The 20,149-nt window shown below is 63.3% G+C and carries 21 protein-coding genes and 1 pseudogene; 15 read left to right on the top strand and 7 right to left on the bottom strand.

What is annotated here, in order from left to right:
• Nucleotides 1–26 precede the first annotated feature (26 nt).
• Nucleotides 27–518 (top strand): diheme cytochrome c, encoded by a 492-nt coding sequence (locus QZ656_RS15325; RefSeq protein ID WP_291994194.1) that lies wholly within the window; start codon nucleotides 27–29, stop codon nucleotides 516–518.
• A gap of 101 nt (nucleotides 519–619) precedes the next feature.
• Nucleotides 620–1,942, top strand: coding sequence for a ferric reductase-like transmembrane domain-containing protein (locus QZ656_RS15320; protein WP_291994193.1), 1,323 nt, complete (start codon nucleotides 620–622; stop codon nucleotides 1,940–1,942).
• Between the two features lie 1,309 nt (nucleotides 1,943–3,251).
• Here QZ656_RS15320 and QZ656_RS15315 read toward each other — a convergent pair.
• Entirely contained in the window at nucleotides 3,252–3,854 is a 603-nt protein-coding gene (locus tag QZ656_RS15315; RefSeq protein ID WP_291994192.1) for a response regulator, read from the bottom strand.
• Complete coding sequence (locus QZ656_RS15310) at nucleotides 3,847–5,424, bottom strand: ATP-binding protein (RefSeq protein WP_291994191.1); 1,578 nt, start codon at nucleotides 5,422–5,424, stop codon at nucleotides 3,847–3,849. The genes QZ656_RS15315 and QZ656_RS15310 overlap by 8 nt, the downstream gene beginning before the upstream one ends.
• A gap of 261 nt (nucleotides 5,425–5,685) precedes the next feature.
• Here QZ656_RS15310 and QZ656_RS15305 point away from each other — a divergent pair, with 261 nt between their 5' ends.
• From QZ656_RS15305 to QZ656_RS15255, 12 genes and pseudogenes are all read left to right on the top strand, one after another.
• Nucleotides 5,686–6,180 carry a Na+/H+ antiporter subunit E gene (locus tag QZ656_RS15305; RefSeq protein ID WP_291994190.1) on the top strand — a complete coding sequence of 165 codons (495 nt, stop codon included), beginning with the start codon at nucleotides 5,686–5,688 and terminating at the stop codon, nucleotides 6,178–6,180.
• On the top strand, nucleotides 6,180–6,464 hold the full coding sequence (locus QZ656_RS15300; RefSeq protein ID WP_291994189.1) for a monovalent cation/H+ antiporter complex subunit F: 285 nt from the start codon (nucleotides 6,180–6,182) through the stop codon (nucleotides 6,462–6,464). Before QZ656_RS15305 ends, QZ656_RS15300 begins: the two co-directional genes overlap by 1 nt.
• Entirely contained in the window at nucleotides 6,461–6,856 is a 396-nt protein-coding gene (mnhG, locus tag QZ656_RS15295) for a monovalent cation/H(+) antiporter subunit G (protein ID WP_291994188.1), read from the top strand. The genes QZ656_RS15300 and mnhG overlap by 4 nt, the downstream gene beginning before the upstream one ends.
• 23 nt (nucleotides 6,857–6,879) lie before the next feature.
• Nucleotides 6,880–7,386: a DUF4040 domain-containing protein gene (locus QZ656_RS15290; protein ID WP_291994187.1), complete on the top strand. Its 507-nt coding sequence runs from the start codon at nucleotides 6,880–6,882 to the stop codon at nucleotides 7,384–7,386.
• On the top strand, nucleotides 7,383–7,808 hold the full coding sequence (locus QZ656_RS15285) for a Na(+)/H(+) antiporter subunit B (RefSeq protein WP_291994186.1): 426 nt from the start codon (nucleotides 7,383–7,385) through the stop codon (nucleotides 7,806–7,808). The genes QZ656_RS15290 and QZ656_RS15285 overlap by 4 nt, the downstream gene beginning before the upstream one ends.
• Entirely contained in the window at nucleotides 7,805–8,185 is a 381-nt protein-coding gene (locus tag QZ656_RS15280; RefSeq protein WP_291994185.1) for a cation:proton antiporter subunit C, read from the top strand. The genes QZ656_RS15285 and QZ656_RS15280 overlap by 4 nt, the downstream gene beginning before the upstream one ends.
• The gene (locus QZ656_RS15275; RefSeq protein WP_291994184.1) at nucleotides 8,182–9,666 is read left to right on the top strand and encodes a monovalent cation/H+ antiporter subunit D family protein; all 1,485 of its coding nucleotides are present in this window, start codon (nucleotides 8,182–8,184) and stop codon (nucleotides 9,664–9,666) included. The genes QZ656_RS15280 and QZ656_RS15275 overlap by 4 nt, the downstream gene beginning before the upstream one ends.
• A pseudogene (locus QZ656_RS24155) lies at nucleotides 9,663–10,352 on the top strand (proton-conducting transporter membrane subunit); the annotation flags it as partial. The gene QZ656_RS15275 and the pseudogene QZ656_RS24155, both read left to right, overlap by 4 nt.
• A 64-nt stretch (nucleotides 10,353–10,416) precedes the next feature.
• A complete protein-coding gene (locus QZ656_RS24150; RefSeq protein WP_366522174.1) occupies nucleotides 10,417–11,136 on the top strand; it encodes a proton-conducting transporter membrane subunit in 720 nt (239 codons plus the stop codon).
• A 5-nt stretch (nucleotides 11,137–11,141) separates the two neighbouring features.
• The gene (locus QZ656_RS15265) at nucleotides 11,142–11,396 is read left to right on the top strand and encodes a hypothetical protein (RefSeq protein WP_291994183.1); all 255 of its coding nucleotides are present in this window, start codon (nucleotides 11,142–11,144) and stop codon (nucleotides 11,394–11,396) included.
• Nucleotides 11,393–13,075, top strand: a complete 1,683-nt coding sequence (locus QZ656_RS15260) for a Na(+)/H(+) antiporter subunit D (RefSeq protein ID WP_291994182.1) — start codon at nucleotides 11,393–11,395, stop codon at nucleotides 13,073–13,075. The genes QZ656_RS15265 and QZ656_RS15260 overlap by 4 nt, the downstream gene beginning before the upstream one ends.
• Nucleotides 13,076–13,127: 52 nt before the next feature.
• Nucleotides 13,128–13,637 (top strand): universal stress protein, encoded by a 510-nt coding sequence (locus QZ656_RS15255; RefSeq protein ID WP_291994181.1) that lies wholly within the window; start codon nucleotides 13,128–13,130, stop codon nucleotides 13,635–13,637.
• A 122-nt stretch (nucleotides 13,638–13,759) separates the two neighbouring features.
• On the opposite strand, the gene nhaD is transcribed toward QZ656_RS15255, so the two are convergent.
• Nucleotides 13,760–15,205 (bottom strand): sodium:proton antiporter NhaD, encoded by a 1,446-nt coding sequence (gene nhaD, locus QZ656_RS15250; protein ID WP_291994180.1) that lies wholly within the window; start codon nucleotides 15,203–15,205, stop codon nucleotides 13,760–13,762.
• 170 nt (nucleotides 15,206–15,375) lie between these two features.
• Between nhaD and QZ656_RS15245 the strand changes: the two genes are divergently transcribed.
• The gene (locus tag QZ656_RS15245; protein ID WP_291994179.1) at nucleotides 15,376–15,705 is read left to right on the top strand and encodes a hypothetical protein; all 330 of its coding nucleotides are present in this window, start codon (nucleotides 15,376–15,378) and stop codon (nucleotides 15,703–15,705) included.
• A gap of 146 nt (nucleotides 15,706–15,851) precedes the next feature.
• Here the strand turns inward: QZ656_RS15245 and QZ656_RS15240 are convergent, their stop codons facing one another.
• From QZ656_RS15240 to QZ656_RS15225, 4 genes are all read right to left on the bottom strand, one after another.
• Complete coding sequence (locus tag QZ656_RS15240) at nucleotides 15,852–16,157, bottom strand: hypothetical protein (protein WP_291994178.1); 306 nt, start codon at nucleotides 16,155–16,157, stop codon at nucleotides 15,852–15,854.
• Between the two features lie 13 nt (nucleotides 16,158–16,170).
• Complete coding sequence (vsr, locus tag QZ656_RS15235) at nucleotides 16,171–16,686, bottom strand: DNA mismatch endonuclease Vsr (protein ID WP_291994177.1); 516 nt, start codon at nucleotides 16,684–16,686, stop codon at nucleotides 16,171–16,173.
• The gene (gene dcm, locus QZ656_RS15230; RefSeq protein ID WP_291994176.1) at nucleotides 16,683–18,269 is read right to left on the bottom strand and encodes a DNA (cytosine-5-)-methyltransferase; all 1,587 of its coding nucleotides are present in this window, start codon (nucleotides 18,267–18,269) and stop codon (nucleotides 16,683–16,685) included. The genes vsr and dcm overlap by 4 nt, the downstream gene beginning before the upstream one ends.
• A 76-nt stretch (nucleotides 18,270–18,345) precedes the next feature.
• Nucleotides 18,346–20,148, bottom strand: a complete 1,803-nt coding sequence (locus QZ656_RS15225; protein WP_291994175.1) for an AIPR family protein — start codon at nucleotides 20,146–20,148, stop codon at nucleotides 18,346–18,348.
• Between the last annotated feature and the right edge of the window lies 1 nt (nucleotide 20,149).

Below are 20,149 nucleotides of genomic sequence, written 5' to 3'. Positions count from 1 at the left end.
CACCGTCTCTCGTCAAGGAGGAAACCATGCGTCTGCCCTATCGCTCGATTGCCCTCGGCGTCGTTGCCATTGCCTTTTCGGCCCTGCTCTTCCAGCGTGCCCAGGCCGGCGGCAGCCACTACTTCGCGCCGGTCACGGACCCCGTCGTCAAGGAAGAATGCGGCAGCTGCCACCTCGCTTTCCCGCCCTCGATGCTGCCCGCCGGTTCGTGGCAGCGGATGATGGGCGATCTCAAGAACCACTTCGGCGACGACGCCAGCGTCGACGCCGCGACCGCCGCGCACATCACCGACTATCTGGTCGCCAACGCCGGCGATACCGGTGGCCGGCGCTACGGCGACAAGCTGCTGCGCGGAACCTCGACGACCAATGCACCGCTGCGGATCACCGAACTCAGCCGCTGGCTGCGCGAGCACCGCGAAGTTTCTGCCCGCGAGTGGCAGCACAAGGACGTTCGCAGCAAGGCCAACTGCGTCGCCTGCCACGCGGCGGCGGAGCGCGGCTACTACGACGACTAGGCGGCGGTCGTCCGCCCGCAATCACCGCCGTCCGCGGCGTGGCGAGCAATGAACAGCGCGGCGGGCCGCTTGACGACTTCACCTGACCTGATGGACTCACCATGAAAAGCTTTCTCACCTTGATCATCGCCTTCGTATCACTGGCCTGGGGCTGGGATGCCCTGGTCGTCGGCACGCCGTCCGCTGGCGCGCCGCTGTGGGTGCTGCGCCAGGAGGCGCTCTACCTGAGCGGCTTGTTGTCGATCTCCTTGCTATCGGTAGCGATGCTGCTGGCCAGCCGCCCGACCTGGCTGGAGGCGCCGCTGGGTGGCCTGGACCGGGTCTATCGCACGCACAAGTGGGCGGGCATCCTGGCCTGCGCTTTCGCCGCGCTGCACTGGCTGATCGAGATGTCGAGCGACGTCCTGAAGGCACTCATCGGCCGTGCCGGACGCGTGCCAAAGGAGAACTACGGTGGCTTCCTCGAAGTCCTGCGCGATCTCGCCGGAAACCTCGGTGAATGGGCGATCTACGCGCTTCTGGCGATGCTGGCGATCACTCTGTGGCAGCGTTTCCCGTACCGGATATGGCGTTTCCTGCATCGGGCGATGCCGCTGCTTTACCTGATGCTCGCCTTTCATGCCCTGCTGCTGGCGCCGGCGGCGTACTGGACGCAGCCGGTCGGGCTACTGCTGGCGGTCCTGATTGCCGGCGGCGTCTACGGCAGCGTGCTGTCGCTGAGCGGGCGCATCGGTCGCTCGCGGCAGGTGCGCGGCGAGCTTGTCTCGGTCAGCCACTCGGCGCCGGAAGTCCTCTCCGTACGTTGCCGGCTGAATCAGCGCTGGCGTGGCCATCGACCTGGCCAGTTCGCTTTCATCAGCTTCGACCCAAGCGAAGGACAGCATCCCTTCACGATCGCCAGTGCCGACCACGGCGACGGCGAAATTTCATTCGAGATCAAGGCCCTCGGCGACTATACCGGCGGCCTCGGCAGACGCCTCACGGTCGGCCAGCCGGTATCTGTCGAGGGGCCGTACGGACGTTTCGGTTTGCCCCGCCAGCGGCGCGGCGCGCAACAAATCTGGATCGCCGGCGGCATCGGCGTGACGCCCTTCCTGGCCTGGCTCGAAGCGCTGCATAGCCGACCCGACGAGGTGGCCGACGCCGATCTGCACTACTGCACGCGCGACCGCGACGCCGACCCCTTCGTCGCCCGGCTGCAAACGCTGTGCTCGTCACTGCCGTCGATCCACCTGCACGTCCATGGTTCGCGACAGGGTCAGAGCCTTGGCGCCGAAGAACTTGCCGCCGGCCACGATCGCTGGCGCCCGGCCGAGGTCTGGTTCTGCGGCCCGCAGGGACTCGCCAGGGGATTGCACGATGGCCTGCGCAAGCTCTGGCGCGGCAAGCTCCGCTTCCATCAGGAGGTTTTTGCCATGCGCTAGCGTAGTGTTGAACGTGCCAGGGAACAGACGAGGCCACGCCTCGGAGCGCGGGCGCTTTCCTGGCGCGACGCCTGGCCCGCGCCGCGTCATTGCGAGGAGGCGCAGCCGACGTGGCAATCCAGGAAGCTTGCTCCTGGCGTTGGCGATGCGGCGGCCAATAAGTCAGAGGGTGGCGCTGGATTGCCGCGTCGGCTTTGCCTCCTCGCAATGACGGTGGGGCGTGGGTGTCGCCTTTGTCGCGCGTCCGTAGCTGGTCTAGGCCTCAACGCTCACGAAAACTGACCCTTTTTCGCTCACGGAAATTGACCCACCGTTGGCGCGCGCCAACACCCAGGTTTTCGCCTCGGAGCGGGGTCAAGGGCGGGCTGCGGTTTTTGCAGCCCGGCGCAGCGTACCCTTGACGCCGTGTAGAGGCGAGTACGCTCGGGAATGGCTGTGTGCGCGGCATTTTCGTGCGCACAGCCATGACGACTAGGCGGGTCCGGTTTCGTGAGCAAAAGTGGGTCAATTCCTGAGAGCGTCAAGGTCTAGGCGGTGGCTGCTTTCGGGCGACGTCCTGGCGCGACGCCTGGCCCGCGCCGCGTCATCGCGTGGCGGCGCAGCCGACGTGGCAATCCAGGAAGCTTGCTCCTGGCGTCGGCGATGCGGCGGCCGTGACGAAGTCGGAGGGTGGCACTGGATTGCCGCGTCGGCTTTGCCTCCTCGCAATGACGGTGGGGCGTGGGTGCCGCCTTTGTCGCGCGTCCGTAGCTGGTCTAGGCGGTGGCTGCTTTCGGGCGACGTCCTGGCGCGACGCCTGGCCCGCGCCGCGTCATTGCGAGGAGGCGCAGCCGACGTGGCAATCCAGGAAGCTTGCTCCTGACGTCGGCGATGCGGCGGCCGTGAATAAGTCAGAGGGTGGCGCTGGATTGCCGCGTCGGCTTGGTCTCCTCGCAATGACGGCGTGCGTGTCGGTGCGTGCCGCGTCTCGGCCGTGGCGCTCGGCAACGCTCGCCGAGCGCGGCGCTTGTCCTTGCAGGGTGGCCGCAGGCGCTTGCGCAGATGCCAATTTCGGCGACCACAACGCTTCGCTCTGGCCTCGCCTTCAGGCTTGATGAAGGTCTCGGCAAGAAGGCAACACTACACCAGGCGCGCCGCTCGCGCCGCTCACGCCGCTCACCGACTGACCGCCCGAGCGCCCGAGCGCCCTTGCCGGCGATTGGCGCCGATCGCAATCGGCACCCGGGGCGGCCCGGCCAGCGCGCTTCGACCGTCTTCGCATCGCTCCTGTCCACCGGCACCGGCGTTTCCAGGAACTGGCCGCCTCGTATCAGCGCTTGCCCAGGCTATACCTGACGAGTTGCGCGACGCCGTCGACGTTCAGCTTCTGCATCACGCGTGCCTTATGTACTTCGACGGTACGCGGACTGATTCCCAGTTGGTCGGCGATGTCGCGGTTGTGGCCGCCGGCGACGATCAGTTCCATGACTTCGTGTTCGCGCGGCGTCAGTGTCGCCAGCAACTCGGCAAAGTGCTGGCGCTGGTCGCTCTCGTGGCTGCTGACGCCGTGCTTCGCCAGCGCGTCGTCGATCGCCGCCATCAGCCTGGCCTGGTCGAGCGGCTTCTCGAGGAAATCGGCGGCCTGCGCCTTGAAGGCGCTGCGCGCCGACTCGACGTCGCCGTGGCCGGTGATGACGATCACCGGCAGGCTGCAGCCGAGTTCAAGCAGGCGCCGCTGCAGGGCAAGACCATCCATTCCCGGCATCCGGATATCGAGCAGCACGCAGCCGCGCCAGTGCGGCGACAGCGCCTGCAGGAAAGTCTCGGCGTCGGAAAAGATCGCCGTGCGGTAGCCGCGCAGGCCGAGCAGCAGGCCCAGCGAATCGCGTACCGAGGCGTCGTCGTCGACGATGAAGACGTTCAGATCAGGCACTGGCCGGTGCTCCTTCGAAAGGCAGCACGAGCCTGAAAACGCCGCGCTCACCGACCTCGGCCCAGAGCTTGCCACCGTGTGCCTCGGCGATGGCGTGACTGATCGCCAGTCCCAGGCCGAGGCCGCTGGACTTGCTCGAATTGAACGGTTCGAAGAGCCGCGCAATCGCGCTGCTGCTGAGGCCGGGGCCGCTGTCTTCGACGCTGATGCAGACCCGGTCGTCGCCCTCCAGCACAGCGCTGAGAGTGACCCTACGTTTGCCTTCGGCTTGCTCCGCAACGGCGTCGAAAGCGTTCGCCAGCAGGTTGCGGAGGACGACTTCCAGTTGTGGCCGATCGGCCATCAGCACGCCGTCCGGGATCGCCGCCAGCGTCAGTTGCACGCCGACGCTGGCGGCGCGGCTGGCAAAGGCGCTGCTCGCAGCAGCCAGCAGCTGTGGCAGCGGAACCGGCTCGAGCCGGGTGGTGCCGGCGCGGAAGAAGTCGCGCAATCGGCGGACGACCTCGGCGGCGCGATACGATTCGGCGACCATCAGGCGGATCGTCGTCTTCAGGCGCTCACCCGTTTCGCCGCGCGCCAGCAACTCCTCGCAAGCCGAGCCGTAGGCTGACAGCGCGGTGATCGGCTGGTTTAGTTCGTGCGCCAGCGCACCGGCCATTTCGCCAGCGGCGGCGAGGCGCAGCGTGTGGCGCAGTTCGGCGCTGATGCGTTGCTGCTCGTCGACCACCACGCCGATGAAAAAACCGGCCAGCACCAGCACCACGGTGACCACCTGGATTTCGAGTACGGTCACCGCCGAAAAACCCTGCAAGTGGACGACGACGATGATCCCGACCTGAATCACCGCCGCACTGAGCACCGCGCCAGCCAGGCCTTCGCGCGCCGCCGCCCAGATGATCGGCAGAAACAGTAGGTAGAAGTGCTTGATGTCCGCTTCGACGCCGAGGCCGACGACAACCCACAGCGCCGCCGTCGCCGCCAGCACGTAACCGAGCGTATCGGGCCGTTTGACGGCGGCCAGCAGGCGCACGCGATCGCGCTCGTCGAAGAGCATCCACAGTAGCGGCATCGACACCAGGATGCCAACGCCGTCGCCGATCCAGTAGTGGCTGACCGCCTCGCGCCAAGCAGCCGCCGGTACCAGATCGAGCCCGACCAGCGCGAGCACGAAGCTCAGGCTGGTCAGGAGAGTGCCGGCGACAACGATGCCCGACCACTGCAGCATTCCCGAACGGTCGAAAAAAATCCCCAGGCCACCGACCCGCCGTCTGAGGATGCCGCCGATGGCGCCGTAGCCGAGCGTTAACAGGGCGGCAATGGCCACCGACGCGGGCAGAGCGGCCGGCAGACTGCGCACCCAGATTTCCGCCAGCAGCACGGCCAGAGCGAGCGGCAGCGCGGCCTTCCAGCCATGCCGCAGCATGAACACCAGGGCCAGTGCCGGGGCCGGATTCCAGGGGGTGATGTAGGAACCGTGCAGGGGATGGAAGAAGCTCATCCAGTCGAGCGCGACATAGCCGACGATCAACAGCAGCGCATCGCTCCATCGCAGTCGGCTTGCGGCAGTCATCGTGTCTTTCAGCTCGCTTCGCTTCAATGAACACGCATTGTGCACCAACGCCGACGCTTGCGTAATCGGGAGGCCTGCGTACGTGAAACACCTAGCCGCCGGCTGACCAGCGCCGCCGTCAAGGCCGGCGCCGGATCCGCCGACGAGCGGGCGCCCGTACGCGCGATCCCGAATTTTCAAACGCCACTTCGCTTCCTACCATGGACTGGCAGCGTCGTCTCGCAACGGCGCGCTACTTGACCGCGCTGATGGAGGGTTCCGATGTTCTACTCGCTGAGTGCCTTGCTGACGCTGTATGTTTTCTGGCTGCTGTTCTCGGGAATCTACACGCCCTTTCTCCTCGCCGCTGGCGCCGCTGGCGCCCTGTCCGTGTTGCTCATCGCGGCCCGCATGGACCGCTTCGATCATCAGGGGCGGCCGGCCCGGCTCGGCTGGCGCGCCCTGTTCTCCTACTGGCCGTGGCTGAGCCGGGAAATCGTCGTGTCGGCGTGGGACGTCAGCCGGCGCATCGTCGATCCTCGCCTGCCGATCACGCCGACGCTGGTCCGCTTCAAGCCCTTGCAGACCACCGAGCTGGGCCTGGTCATTCATGCCAACTCGATCACGCTGACCCCGGGTACGATCACCGTCGAGGTCGGCATGGGTGAAATGCTCGTACACGCGCTGACGGCGAGCGGCGCCGCGGCACTGGCCGGTAGCGAGATGGACCGTCGCGTCGCCGCCCTCGAGGGCTTCGTCTTCGAGGAGTCGGCCTGATGTTCGCCGCCGCCACCCTGGCGCTACTGATCACCGTCAGCCTGGCGCTGGCTCGGGCAGTGCTGGGTCCAACGGTCTTCGACCGCCTGCTGGCGACCAACACCATCGGTACCTGTACGGTATTGCTGCTGGCGCTGATCGGCTTTCTCGGCGGTCGGCCGGAGTTCCTCGACCTGGCCCTGGTATACGGCCTGCTCAACCTGGTCGGTACCGTCGCCGTGCTCAAGTTCTTCCACGACGGCCAGCTTGCTGACCGCCGCCGTCACCGCGAGGCGACGCGATGAGCAGCGCGCTGATCGACATCCCGAGCTGGATCTGCCTGCTCGCCGGCAGCGTGTTCTGCGTCATTGGCGCGCTCGGCGTGCTGCGCATGCCCGACTTCTACACCCGCATGCACGCCGCCAGCGTCGTCGACACGCTCGGCGCCGGACTGATTTTGCTCGGGCTGATCCTGCAGGCGGGGCTGAGCCTGGTCGCGGCCAAGCTGGTGATGATCGGCCTGCTGTTGTTCTTCACCGGTCCGGTCGCCGGCCATGCGCTGGCCAAGGCGGCAATGCGGGGCGGCCTGGCACCGCTGCTGGCCGATGCCGACGGCGCCCTGCCCGCCTCCACCAGCCCCGCCAGCGACCACGGCAGGGAATCACCGGCGAAGGAGGCCGCGCCATCGAAACCCTGATCGTCAACGTCCTGCTCACCCAGATGATGATTGCCGTGGTGGCCTTGACGCGCACGCGCAACCTGTTCGCGGTGGTCGTCCTGTTCGGCCTGTACAGCTTCCTCACGGCGACGGTGATGGTCGCCCTGGATGCCGTAGACGTGGCGATGACCGAGGCCGCGATCGGCGCCGGCTTCTCCACCGTGCTGCTGCTCGGCGCCTTGCACCTGTGCAAGAGCGAGGAGGAAAAGCCGGCCCACAAGCCCTGGCTGCCGCTGGCGGTGACCATCGGCACCGGCCTGGTGCTGGTCTATGGCACCTGGGACCTGCCGCCATTTTCGGATGCCACGGCGCCGATCCACACCCATGTCGCGCCGCGCTATCTCGCCGACGGCCCGCGGGTTACCGGCGTTCCGAACGTCGTCACCACCATCCTCGCCAGCTACCGTGGCTTCGACACGCTCGGCGAAACGGTCGTGGTGTTCACCGCCGGGATCGGCGTGATCGCTCTGCTCGGCCGCCGCCGCTATGTCCGGAGGGGCAAGCAGTGAAGAACGACATGGTCCTGCGAGTGATCGGCAAGCTGCTCATTCCGTTCATCCTGCTGTTCGCCCTGTACGTTCAGTTTCACGGTGATTACGGACCCGGTGGCGGCTTTCAGGCCGGCGCCATCGTCGCCGCGGCAATGGTCTTCTACGCCATGATCTACGGCTTGAGCACGGCGCGGCGGGTGCTTCCCGACGCGCTGGTCGAGTCGATGATCGCCGCCGGCGTGCTGCTCTACCTGGCTGTCGGTTTCGCCGGCCTGCATTTTGGCGGCAACTTCCTCGACTATTTCGTCCTCGACGCCGACCCGGTTGCCGGCCAGCACCGCGGCATCTTCTGGATCGAGCTCGGCGTGGCGATCACCGTCTGTGGCGTCCTGGTGAAGATCTTCTACCTGTTCGCCCAGCGCGGCCAGGACCAGGAATGAACTTCTTCAGCCATTACGACTACTGGGTGATGCTCTTCCTGGCGATGAGCGGACTGTTCATCGTCATCGCCCGCGGTAACCTGATCAAGAAACTGGTCGGGCTGGCGATTCTGCAGACCTCGGTGTACCTGCTCTACCTGACGCCGGGCAAGATCGTCGGGGCGACCGCGCCGATCGTCGACGCCAGCTTCACGGTGTACTCCAACCCCTTGCCGCAGGTGCTGATCCTGACCGCGATCGTCGTCGGCGTGGCGACGCTGGCCCTCGGTCTGGCGCTGGTGGTACGCATCCGCGAGGAGTACGACAGCATCGAAGAGGACGAGATTCTGCGTCTTGATCTCGATCCGGCCGACGACAAGCGCGAGGCCAAGCCATGAATTTCGCCGAGCACCTGCCCGCCCTGCAGATCGTCGTGCCGCTCGTCAGCGCGCCGCTGGCGGTGCTCCTGCGCGACCGTCTGGCGGCTTTCGTGCTGGTGCTGGCGGCGACCTGGACGGCCTTCGCGATCAGCATCCTGTTGTGGCTGCAGGTCGGCGAGTCGGGGCTGATTTCCTACGCCATCGGCAGCTGGCCGCCACCCTGGGGAATCGAGTACCGGGTCGACGCGCTGTCGTCGCTGATGCTGATGCTGGTCGCCGGCATCGCCTCGGTAGTCCTGCCCTACAGCCGCGCCAGCATCGAGCGCGAGATTCGCCAGGACAAGCACTACCTGTTCTACGCCCTGTTCGCACTGTGCCTGAGCGGTTTGCTCGGCATCACGATTACCGGCGATGCCTTCAACCTCTTCGTCTTCCTCGAGATCTCGTCGCTTTCTTCGTACGCCCTGATCGCGCTCGGCAAGGACCGCCGTTCGCTGGTAGCGGCGTTCCAGTACCTGATCATGGGCACCATCGGCGCCACCTTCATCGTCATCGGCATTGGCCTGCTGTACATCAAGACCGGCACGCTCAACCTGGCCGACCTGAGCATCCGCCTGCAGGCGATGACCAGTCACCGGCCGGTGCTGGCGGCGCTGGCCTTTCTCACCGTCGGCATCTCGCTGAAGCTGGCCTTGTTCCCCCTGCACCAGTGGCTGCCCAACGCCTACGCCTACGCGCCGTCGGCGGTATCGGCATTCCTCGCCGCGACCGCCACCAAGGTATCGGTGTACGCGCTGCTGCGCTTCTACTTCTCGGTGTTCGGGGAAACGGCCATCTTCCAGCGCCTGCCGATGGAGGATCTGATGCTGGTGCTGGCGCTCGCCGGGATGTTTGTCGCGTCGACGGTGGCCATCTTCCAGGACAACCTGAAACGGCTGTTCGCCTACTCCAGCGTCGCGCAAATCAGCTACGTCGTCCTCGGTATCTCGTTCGACTCGGTGACCGGGCTGACCGCGACCATCGTGCACCTGGTCAACCACGCGGTCACCAAGGGCGGCCTGTTCCTGCTGCTCGGGGCGGTGATCGCCGGCATGGGTGGCGTTACCCTGGCGCGCGTGCACGGCGTCGGAAGGGTGATGCCCGTGACCAGTTTCGGCATCGTGCTGTGCGGCCTGAGCCTGATCGGCGTACCGGGCACGGCGGGTTTCGTCAGCAAGTGGTATCTGATCCTGGCGGCGCTCGAGAAGGGCCAGTGGTGGCTGGTCTTCCTGATCGTGCTGTCGTCGCTGCTGGCCGTCGCCTACGTCTGGCGCTTCGTCGAGGTGGCCTACTTCCACGCCCCACGCGCCGACCTCGCGGGCGTCCGTGAGGCGCCTCTGGCACTGGCTCTGCCGGCCTGGATCCTGGTCGCCGCGACAATCTGGTTCGGCGTCGACACCTCGGTAACGGTCGGCTCGGCAGCTACCGCCGCGGCGCAACTGCTCGGGGTCTCGCGATGATCGCCGCCGAGACCCTGATCCTCGTCGCGGTCGCGGTGCCGATCGTCGGCAGCGCGCTGATCGCTCTCTGCAAGCGCTGGCCAAACCTGCGCGAAACGGCGACGCTGGCCAGCGCCGCCTTGCTGCTGCTCTGCGTGCTCGCGCTGCTGCCGACGGTAATGGGCGACGGGCGGCCCGGGGTGCGCTTGTTCGAGCTCCTGCCGGGCCTCGAAATCGCCTTCTTGCTCGAGCCGCTGGGGATGATTTTCGCGCTCGTCGCGTCGGCGCTGTGGGTCGTGAACTCGCTGTACTCGATCGGCTACATGCGCGCCAACGGCGAAGCGCGCCAGACCCGCTTCTACGTCTGTTTCGCACTGGCGATCGCGGCGGCAATCGGCATTGCCTTTGCCGCCAACGTGTTCACGCTGTTCGTTTTCTACGAACTGCTGACGCTGATTACCTACCCGCTGGTCACCCACCACGGCGACGACCAGGCGAAAGCCGGCGGGCGCGTTTATCTGGGGCTGCTGATCGGCACCTCGATAGTCTTCCTGCTGCCGGCGCTGGTGTTTACCTGGCATGTCGCCGGCACCACCGATTTCACGCCGGGCGGCATCCTGCACGATCAGCTGTCGGGCGTTGCGCTCGCCGGGCTGCTGGCGTTGTACGTGTTCGGCATCGGCAAAGCGGCACTGATGCCTTTCCACCGCTGGCTGCCGGCAGCCATGGTCGCGCCAACGCCGGTCTCGGCACTGCTGCACGCCGTGGCAGGTGGTCAAAGCCGGCGTTTTCAGCGTCCTGAAGGTGATCATCTACGTCTTCGGCGTCGATACACTGGCCACCGAAACGAGCACCGACTGGCTGCTGGCGGTAGCCGGCTTCACCATCATCGCCGCCTCGATCGTCGCCTTGCGCGCCGACAACCTGAAGCGGCGCCTGGCCTATTCGACGGTCAGCCAGCTGTCCTATGTCGTGCTGGCCGCGGCGCTGCTCACCCCGTACTCGCTGGCGGCTGCGGCATTGCACATCGCCGCGCACGCACTCGGCAAGATCACCCTGTTTTTCGCCGCCGGAGCCATCTATACGGCGGCCCACAAGACCAGGGTCAGCGAGCTCGACGGTATCGGCCGGCGCATGCCGTGGACCATGGCCGCGTTCACCATCGGCGCGCTGTCGATGATCGGCCTGCCACCGGCGGCCGGCTTCGTTTCCAAGTGGTATCTCCTGTCCGGCGCCATGGCGGCTGGGCAGTGGGCCATCGTGATTGTCCTGCTGGCCAGCACGCTGCTCACCGCCGGCTATTTCATGCCCATCGTCTATCGCGCTTTCTTTGGCGTGCCGCTAGCCGACGGACACGAGCACGGCGACGCCCACGGTGAGGCGCCACTGCCGATGGTCGCGGCCCTGGCGGTGACCGCTGCCGGCACGCTGGCGCTGTTCTTCTTTCCCGATGTGCCGCTGGCGCTGGCACGTCAGATGCTCGGAGGCTGAAACTGATGGCGAACGCCGAGAAGCACTGGTTGGTGCGCCCGCAGACGATCACCTTGCTGTGGCGCCTGTTCATCGCCATCCTGGTCGCGACGGTCATCGCCGAACGGGTGGTGCATCTACACCCGCATTTCGGCTTCGACGGCTGGTTCGGCTTCCACGCGTGGTACGGCTTCCTCACCTGCGCGGCGATGATTTTTTTCGCCAAGGGGCTGGGCCTGCTGATCAAGCGGCCCGACACCTACTACGGTGACCAGCAATGATCGTCCACCCAGCGCTGATTCTCGTTCTCGGTGCCCTGGTGCTGCCCTGGCTGCCGCAGCGGGGTGCCCGGCAAGCCGCCTCGCTGGCCCTGCCGCTGGCGGCACTATGGGCGATCTGGCAGGTGCCGGACGGCAGCGCATGGCAACTCCACTTCCTCGACTACACGCTGAGCCCGCTCGCCGGCGACAAACTGACGCGCCTGTTTGCCACCATCTTCGCGCTAATGGCTGCGACTGGCGCCCTCTTCGCGCTGCGCCAGGAGAGCCGCGTGGAAGTGCCGGCGGCGCTGTTTTACGCGGGCTCGGCGATCGGCGTCGCCTTCGCCGGTGACCTCATCACGGTGTTCATCTTTTGGGAACTTATGGCCATCGCTTCGACCCTGGTGATCTGGAGTGCGGGCAGCCGCGCCGCCTATTTGGCGAGCATGCGCTATCTGTCTATCCACCTGCTCGGCGGCGTCGCCCTGATGGCCGGCATCGCCGGTCACGTCGCCACTACCGGCTCGGTCGCCTTTACACCAATAACGCCCGATTCCCTGGCCAGCTGGCTGATCCTGGCAGGATTCCTGATCAACGCCGGCGCACCGCCGCTATCCGCCTGGCTACCCGATGCCTACCCCGAGGCGTCGTGGAGCGGCACCGTCTTCCTGTCCGCGTTCACCACCAAGACGGCGGTCTATGTCCTCTTGCGCGGCTTCCCCGGAACCGAAATCCTGATCTGGATCGGCATGTTCATGATCTTCTACGGCATCGTCTATGCGTTGCTCGAGAACGACATGCGGCGCATCCTCGCCTACTCGATCGTAAACCAGGTCGGTTTCATGGTCGTCGGAATCGGTATCGGCACCGAAATGGCGCTTAACGGCGCCGCCGCGCATGCCTTCGCCCACATCATCTACAAGGCGCTCCTGCTGATGTCTGCCGGCTCCGTCCTGTACCGCACCGGCCGGCGCAAGTGCACCGATCTTGGCGGCCTCTTTCAGAGCATGCCGGTCACCGCCGTGTGCGGCATCATCGGCGCGCTCGCCATCTCGTCGTTTCCCTGGACTTCGGGCTTCGTCAGCAAATCAATGATCTCGCAGGCGGCTGGCGACGAGCATCTGCAGTACGTCTGGCTCGGACTGGCGGCGGCCTCGGCGGGCGTGTTCCTGCACGCCGGCATCAAATTCCCGTGGTTCGTTTTCTTCCAGAAGGATAGCGGACTACGCCCGGCCGATCCGCCGGCAAGCATGCAGATACCGATGATCTTCTTTTCCGCACTGTGCATCGGCCTGGGCCTGTTCCCGGCGCCGCTCTATGCCCTGCTGCCCTTCGCGGTCAACTACGCGCCATACAGCGGCGCCCACGTGCTGACGCAGCTGCAACTCCTGCTTTTCTCGGGCCTGGCATTCTTCGTCATGCTCAGCTTCTTGAAGCGCACGCTGACCATCTCGCTGGACCTTGACTGGTTTTACCGAATGTTTGCGCCCCGCCTCGCCACTCTGCTGACGCCGCTGTTTAAAGCTGTCATCGGCGGCCTGGAACGTACTGCCGCGTCGGTGGCCCAGCGCGCCGGCAAGTCCCTGCACCACCACCACGGCCCGCAGGGCGCATTGGCCAGAACCTGGCCCACCGGCAGCATGGCCTTGTGGACCGTCGTGATGCTGCTGGCCTGGCTGGCTCTCTACTACCTGCCCTGACTCGATGAACAGCTCGCCGATTCCGAGCGGATTGAACGCGAAAGGAGGCATCATGAGCCAGCCCCTTGCCTATCAACCGCTTGCGCAAGGCGCACGCGCCAAGCGGCTGCTCATCCCGGTCGACCCGACCGAACGCTCGCGCTGGGGAATTCGCTACGCCATGCGTCTGCAGCGCAGCGGCCAGCCGGTGCAGGTCGCGCTGCTATTCGTCTCGGAAGCGGTCACCGCGCCGGAAGTGCTGCGTTTTCGTACGCACGTCGAGATCGCCCGCTTCCAGGCCGAATGCGGCGCGCACATCCTGCACGATGCCGCGCAAGCGCTGACCGCGGCAGGCGTGTCCTGCCAGAAGATCTACCGCGAAGGCGACATCGTCGAGCAGATCGGCGACGTCGCCGAACAACTCGGCTGCCAGGCGATCATTCTGCCGCTGCCGCACGCGCGGATCGCCAAACTCCTCTCGCGCGACGTGGTCCGCGAAGTGATCAAGCGCGCGAAGGCCGTGCCGGTGGTGACGACGGATGCGGCAGGCATTGCCGAGAAGGCTGAGAACAACTGGCTGTAGAAATTCGACGCCAAGAGTGTTCGCGGCAAAGCGGCTGGGCAACGACAAGCGCTACTGGTAATCGTCGCGGCTTGCGCAGCGCATGCTGCCATTGCGTCCGCAGCGGGCAAGGTCGATGCCCCCTAGAACATCGCATTATTGATCCACAGGTGCGTGGCGATGCTGGCAGCGTAGCCGAGCGCGATGACCGGCGCCCATTTGAGGTGGCCGAAGAAGGTGTACTTGCCGCGCGCCTGCCCCATCAAAGCCACCCCTGCGGCCGAACCGATTGACATCAGGGAACCGCCCACCCCCGCGGTAAGCGTGACCAGCAGCCAGTGCCCCATCGACATCTCCGGCAGCATGGTCAGCACGGCGAACATCACCGGGATGTTGTCGACGATCGCCGACAGGATGCCGATCGCGATATTGGCCCTGGTCGCACCCCAGTCGCCATACATCAGCTCGGAGGCCATCGCCAGGTAGCCGATGAAACCGAGGCCGCCGACGCATAACACCACGCCGTAGAAAAAAAGCAAGGTATCCCACTCGGCCCGGGCAATCTTGTCGAAGACGTTGAATGCCGGCAGGCTGCCCATGCTGTCGTCGTTCCTGATCTCGGTCCGGAACCGACGCCTGCTCATGCCGTACTCAAAGTGCACGGTTTTCTTCAGGTAATAGCCGAAGAACTGCAGATAGGCCAGGCCGGTCAGCATGCCGATGACCGGTGGCAGATTTATGAAGTTGTGGTAGCCGATGGCTGTCGCGATAGTCAGCAGGAACAGGGCAATGATGCGTTTGGCACCGCGTTTCATCACCACTGCCGCACCGCCACCGAGGGGTTGTACGTTCGGAACCCTGGTCGACATAATGGCCGCCGGTAGCAGCCAGTTGACCAGCGCGGGAATGAACAGGGCAAAGAAGGAGCCGAAGCCCACCACACCCTGCGGCGTCTGGATCTCTTTCTGCCAGACCATCAGCGTCGTGATGTCGCCAAAGGGACTAAAGGCGCCACCGGCGTTTGCCGCCACGACGATATTGATGCAGGCGAGCAGGACGAACCTGGCATTTTCGCCGCCGACCGCCATGACCACCGCGCACATCAGCAGCGCGGTGGTCAGGTTATCGGCGACCGGAGAGATGAAAAACGCCAGCACGCCCGTTATCCAGAACAGTTTCCGCAGTCCGTAGCCCTTCTTGATCAGCCACGAGCGCAGGGCCTCGAAGACATTGCGCTCGCTCATGGCATTGATGTAGGTCATTGCGACCAGCAGGAACAGCATCAGCTCGGCGTATTCGAGAAGATTATGCCGCACCGCCATTTCTGTCGCATGGTTCATGCCGTGGGCGGTATAAACGCTGCCGATCAGGGCCCAGATGATGCCAGCGGCCAGGATCACGGGTTTCGACTTGCGTAGATGCGTGACCTCCTCCGCCATCACCAGTGCGTAGGCGAGGCCAAACAAGGCCAGGGCGGCAAAACCGACCCAGTGCGCGGTCAGGTCAAGGCGCTCGCCACCCCCTGCGGAGGCCCATGCCAGAGCCGGCGACAGCAACAGCAGCGGGCGAACGAGCAGGGACGAAAGCATGGTCATTATTCCCTCGGTTATTCTGACTGTCGTCGTGGGTAGCTGGCGATCTTTCAACACGGAGCATTCGGGTTCGTCGCCACCTTAAAACGGCGTCACGTGTGGGGTCAACTGCTTCCGCTTGCCCCGACCACCATCAGATTGCCGTCGCGTCGATAGCCAGCGAACTTATGAACCAGCAGCTTGGCTTCATGGTCGTCGGCATCGGCAGCGAACTGGCGATCACCGGCGCAGTGGCGCAGGCCTTGGCCGACATCCTGCACGATGCCGTGCAAACACTGACCGCGGCCGGCGTTTCCTACCAGGAGAACTACCGCGAAGGCGACATCGCCGAGCAGCTCGGCTGCAAAGCAATCGTTTTCCCGCTGCCACACGCGCGTATCGCCAATCTCCTGTCACCCGACGTGGTGCGCGAAGTGATCAAGCGTGCGAAGGCAGTACCGGTGGTGACGACGGATGAAGAGTGCGTTGACGCGAAGGCCATGGAGAACTGGCTGTAGGGTTGGCGGGAAGGCAAGGCGCGAGGAGGAAGCGCGGCTGCGGGGAGTTGCTGGGTAGTAGTTTGGGGGAAGCGGGCGCTGTTGTCGGCGGCAGCCGTTTCGCGAACGAAGGCCTTCCAGTTCGACTTCAGAGGAGTCCGCTCACCCTACTTTGGCCGGAACCAGAAGCGCTTCCGCTTGGCCAGTTGCCAGACATCATGCCATTCCTGACCATGACGAGTGACACCCCCTTCAGCCGTCACATCCATCCCATGCTTCATGAACACATCGTGCAGTGCCATGTTTGCATCGCAGAAATCATGACTGTGACAGATGTTTGGCTCGTCCTCGTGCTTGTTCCGGGAAACCACCTTCTTCATCTGCTTGTGCGACAGCCATCTCTTCAGATTTACACTGAATTCGAACGCCATCGTCTCGATTCTGTCCTGGCCTTCATTTGTCTGCGTCGCCATGGCTACTCCTCCTTCAGGTCAACAAACCGACCGTCGAAATGGTGGAATGGTGCTCGGGTCCAAGTTTACCTTCTGCTTGGGGCCATTCCAATAGGCGGCCGGCACAGTTTGCAGTCCTGATGCTGTCGAGCAGCCACAGGAGGTTTAGCTTGCCCGCCTTAACCTCTCTCAAACCGCATTCCCACAGAATGATAACTCTCCACCCTCTGGCTACAAGCTCGCAGACGTTCCGTCGATCACGCACGGTGTTTTCCTCAAACCTGCTCTGCCAGTGTCCAACGTTGCTGCCTGGTGTGGTGCTAAATCTGCAGCCTTCATGACGATGCCAGAAGCAGCCGTGCACCAAAACGGCAACCTTCCACTTCCGCATCACGATGTCCGGACTTCCTGGCAGGCTCTTTGAGTGCAGCCGGTAACGAAAGCCGTGCCCGTGCAGGAATTTCCGTACCAGCATTTCCGGGCGCGTGTTCTTGCCCCTGATACCCGACATCATGCGGGAACGTGTCGCCGGATCCACCACATCCATCATGCTGGCAACTTGGCGAGAGGCTCCACGGCGACGGTCGGACTTCCTTCGCCCGCTCGTTCAGCGGTCTGTTCGCCGCCCTGAAGAAGCTCGGCTACGATGCCTGCAACCTGCCTGGCGAGAAACGGCGGAACGGCATTGCCAACCTGCCAATATTGCTCCGTACGGTTACCCTCGAAAAAATAGTTGTCAGGAAACGTCTGCAAACGCGCAGCCTCTCGAACGGTAAGACTGCGGCACTGGGCAGGATCGTAGTGAATGTAGTAGTGACCATCCTTTGAAATGTGGGATACCACGGTGGTCGATGGCCCATTTTCGAGCTGTACCCGGAAGCGGTCACGAAATGGCACCTTCTCGGAATGCACATTCGCGTGTTGGGGCAGCAACTCTCGAGGAAACTCATCAACCTTTGGCGAGCGGCGGTGCCGCTTGGCGAAACAAGCACTATAAAGATAACGGTGCAGATCGGCCCGCATGTGGGCGCGGGCCTCATGCTGGATATACCCCTCCAGGCGTTCGTCACGTAACCACTCTCTCAAGCTTGGAGGCAGCCGGTCAGCTCTGGCTTCGAGGCCACGCATATAGCGCCCCCCGGCGCTTGCCGGTATCGCTCGGCCCGCCATGGACAGTTCGAGCTCCTGGTTCACGAAGCTCAGGGTTCCTGGCGCCGTTCTGGACAGCACTGCCAACAGCTCGTCAAAGATGGTTTGCCAGCTTTCGGCGGAATCCTTGCCGCGTGAGAGGAGACTCCGGACACGAGGCAAATCATGAATTGCTTGGTTAACCGACACCGAACCTGTTCTTGCGAGCACCTGATGCTGCCGGGCCCGGATATCTTCACGAACACCAAGGAGCATCACCCGGTGACGGGCTTGTGGCAGGCCATGGTTCTCGGACTGAACCACAAAGTTCATGGGGTTCGCGGTCCGCGCATCACCGGCGCAATTGAACGAACGAATTTCGTAGTGGAGCCCCGGAGAAGGGTTTGAGAGGTCGTCCAGGATTCTGTTGAAGATCGGGGTGCCGCCATGTGTCGACGACAGTACTCCCCGGACATTCTCCATCACGAAGACGGCAGGCTGAAACTTCTGGATGATCCGAAGATACTCCTTGTAGAGAAAATGCCGATGGTCGCCTTCAAATTTCTCGACATTGTCTCGACGCCAGCGAGCCCGCCCAACCACCGAGTAGACCTGGCAGGGCGGGCCGCCAATCAGTACCCACGGCATATTGCCCCGGAGGGCGTGCGCTATCTTCTGGTCGACCTCCTCGGCTGGCGTGATGCCGAGTTCAACGCAATGCGCCTCTTCAAGCGCCCTGCTGGCCTGATCACGAAAACGAGGATTTCCCAACAGATCTTCCCGGGAAATTCTGTTGCGCAGGTATTGGTAGTACTCGCCGGGCACATCACTCGGATGGCCAAAAGCCCTGTAGAAGGCCCGCAGAGAGAGGGTGCGATAGGCCACCGGCTCCTTTTCGAACGACGAACGAATATCGAACACTGCTTCATCGGTGCTGTCACGAAGTGAGCCGAAGCCCTCGCCAAGCCCCCCAGGGCCTGCGAAAAGATCAATGACGTGTATCACGATGAAAGAATACTGCCACCGCACTCAAGGCGGTGATTGCCTACGCGCACCGATCTAATCTCCTCTTGCGCATCGATCATCGATACCGAACCAACTCTGGGATGTCGTCGGGTACGCCTGAATATAAAGCGGATCGCACAGCCACCCAACACTCCGGCTTCTTGGCCCACTCTGAAATCATTCGCCCGTCCGCGGAGTTCTGCAACACGCTATGAACTTCTGTCGCCCAAGTCCTGAGATGCCGTCGAAGACTGGGGGAGATGTCTTGAAGAATCCATATTTTGTCAAAATCCATCCTGTTGCCAAGGCGCTCCGCAAAGAGAGAAATCAGATATACAACAACGTTTCCCTGAAAAGCCGGAAACATGGGCCGCACCAAGGCGTGGGTCTTCTTGAAAAGAATAGCCTTGGCGATCATAGTCTTGTAGGCGGCAACGTCGGGCAGTGGAGCCGGCGCTTGTCCTTCCTGCTCCCTGTACTCCTCCATGAAGCGCTCGAAGTTCTTCTGTGCGCCAAGACTGACTCGATCGGGTTTCTGATCCCATGCGCTGATGTACTTCGCCAGATCCGTCTTGATGATCTTCCTTGACGGGGGTATCACCACTTCCTTGAGACGCCTTAGACGTGCCGGCGTCGTCCCCTCACGGGCAAGCATGGTGTTGTAGCTACCTGTAGCACGTTCGTAGAACCAGCGCCCAACGCCATCGGGGCAGTACGTCGTTGATGCGAGTTTGTCGACCTCGACGTGGAAGGGCTTGTTTGCTGACAGGTCGGACTGCCGCACCGAGTTTTGCGTATTTGCGTACCGAGAAATATCGCAGACAAGTGTTTCCTCGCTCTCGGTATTGCATGCCCGCAGGACTATAATTTTGGCCGGCACCCTCACGTATCGTAAATCTATCTCCGGAGTTCGTTTCTTGGAAAAATATATAGAAGCGGTTGTCTGGCCGCCGTTGACGATTTGCATACCTTTTAGCCAGAGAATGCCGGGGCCGCCATCAGCGGTTTTGCCAAGAACAATTTCATCGGCTACAACAACGATGCCGTTGTTGTACGCCATGAAGCGCTCTGGGTTATCCCGCAGGGTGTCACGGATCCCCCTGTTAACCTTGCCGGCGGCGCTGAGAAACGACCGAACATTGGCTTCGAGTAGTCGTGCGCCATATTTCTCATAGACCAAGCGCAGCGCTTCTGCTGGAATAGCGGTCAAGGCATAGTCGTAGTCAGCCATCTCGCCAGGAACATACACGCAAGGCAGAGGCCCGTATTCCATTTCCTCGAAATTCACAACCAGTTCGTCGCGTGGCTTTCCCGCTGACCAGTGTCTGTGAAGACGCTCGATGTCCATGACCTCGAGCTTCACTGTTTTTCCAGCTATCTCCCGTGCTTTGAAATTCTTGGCCCTAGCCTGTCTATCGGTTAAAACGTAGATCCTTATCTGGTCCAGCTTAGCGTAACAACCATGGACGGTTACGGCGAGAAGGTATGCATCGTTGGATTCGTCCATTGTATTGGCCAGCCTGCCATCAGCGCATTTAGCTAGAAAATGCAGACATTGTTGTGCGGCTCTCTTGGTGTCTGTGTCTGCCACCGGCGTCAGACTGCCAACTTGGTCATAAAGACTAACAAAAAGATCAAGCTGTTCGGCATCATCGGATATAGCAAATCCACTCAACCGCAAATTGGCATTGTCTACCCTAGCAGCGTAGTGACACACTACTGGTTCAAACGTCATCCCTATCTCGAACATATGCTGCATTACAATCTCGGCGAAAACCGACTCCGGATAGGGATAAGCCTCGCCTGCCGCGCCAAGCCTCTCTCCTATCTCGGCCAGCACTTCGGCTTGCGTCTGGCGAAGAAATTCTTCTAGTTCCATT

The sequence above is a fragment of the Candidatus Accumulibacter sp. ACC003 genome, assembly GCF_907163085.1.
In the GTDB taxonomy this organism is placed as follows: domain Bacteria; phylum Pseudomonadota; class Gammaproteobacteria; order Burkholderiales; family Rhodocyclaceae; genus Accumulibacter.
This window is presented reverse-complemented; position numbering and strand designations above follow the sequence as displayed.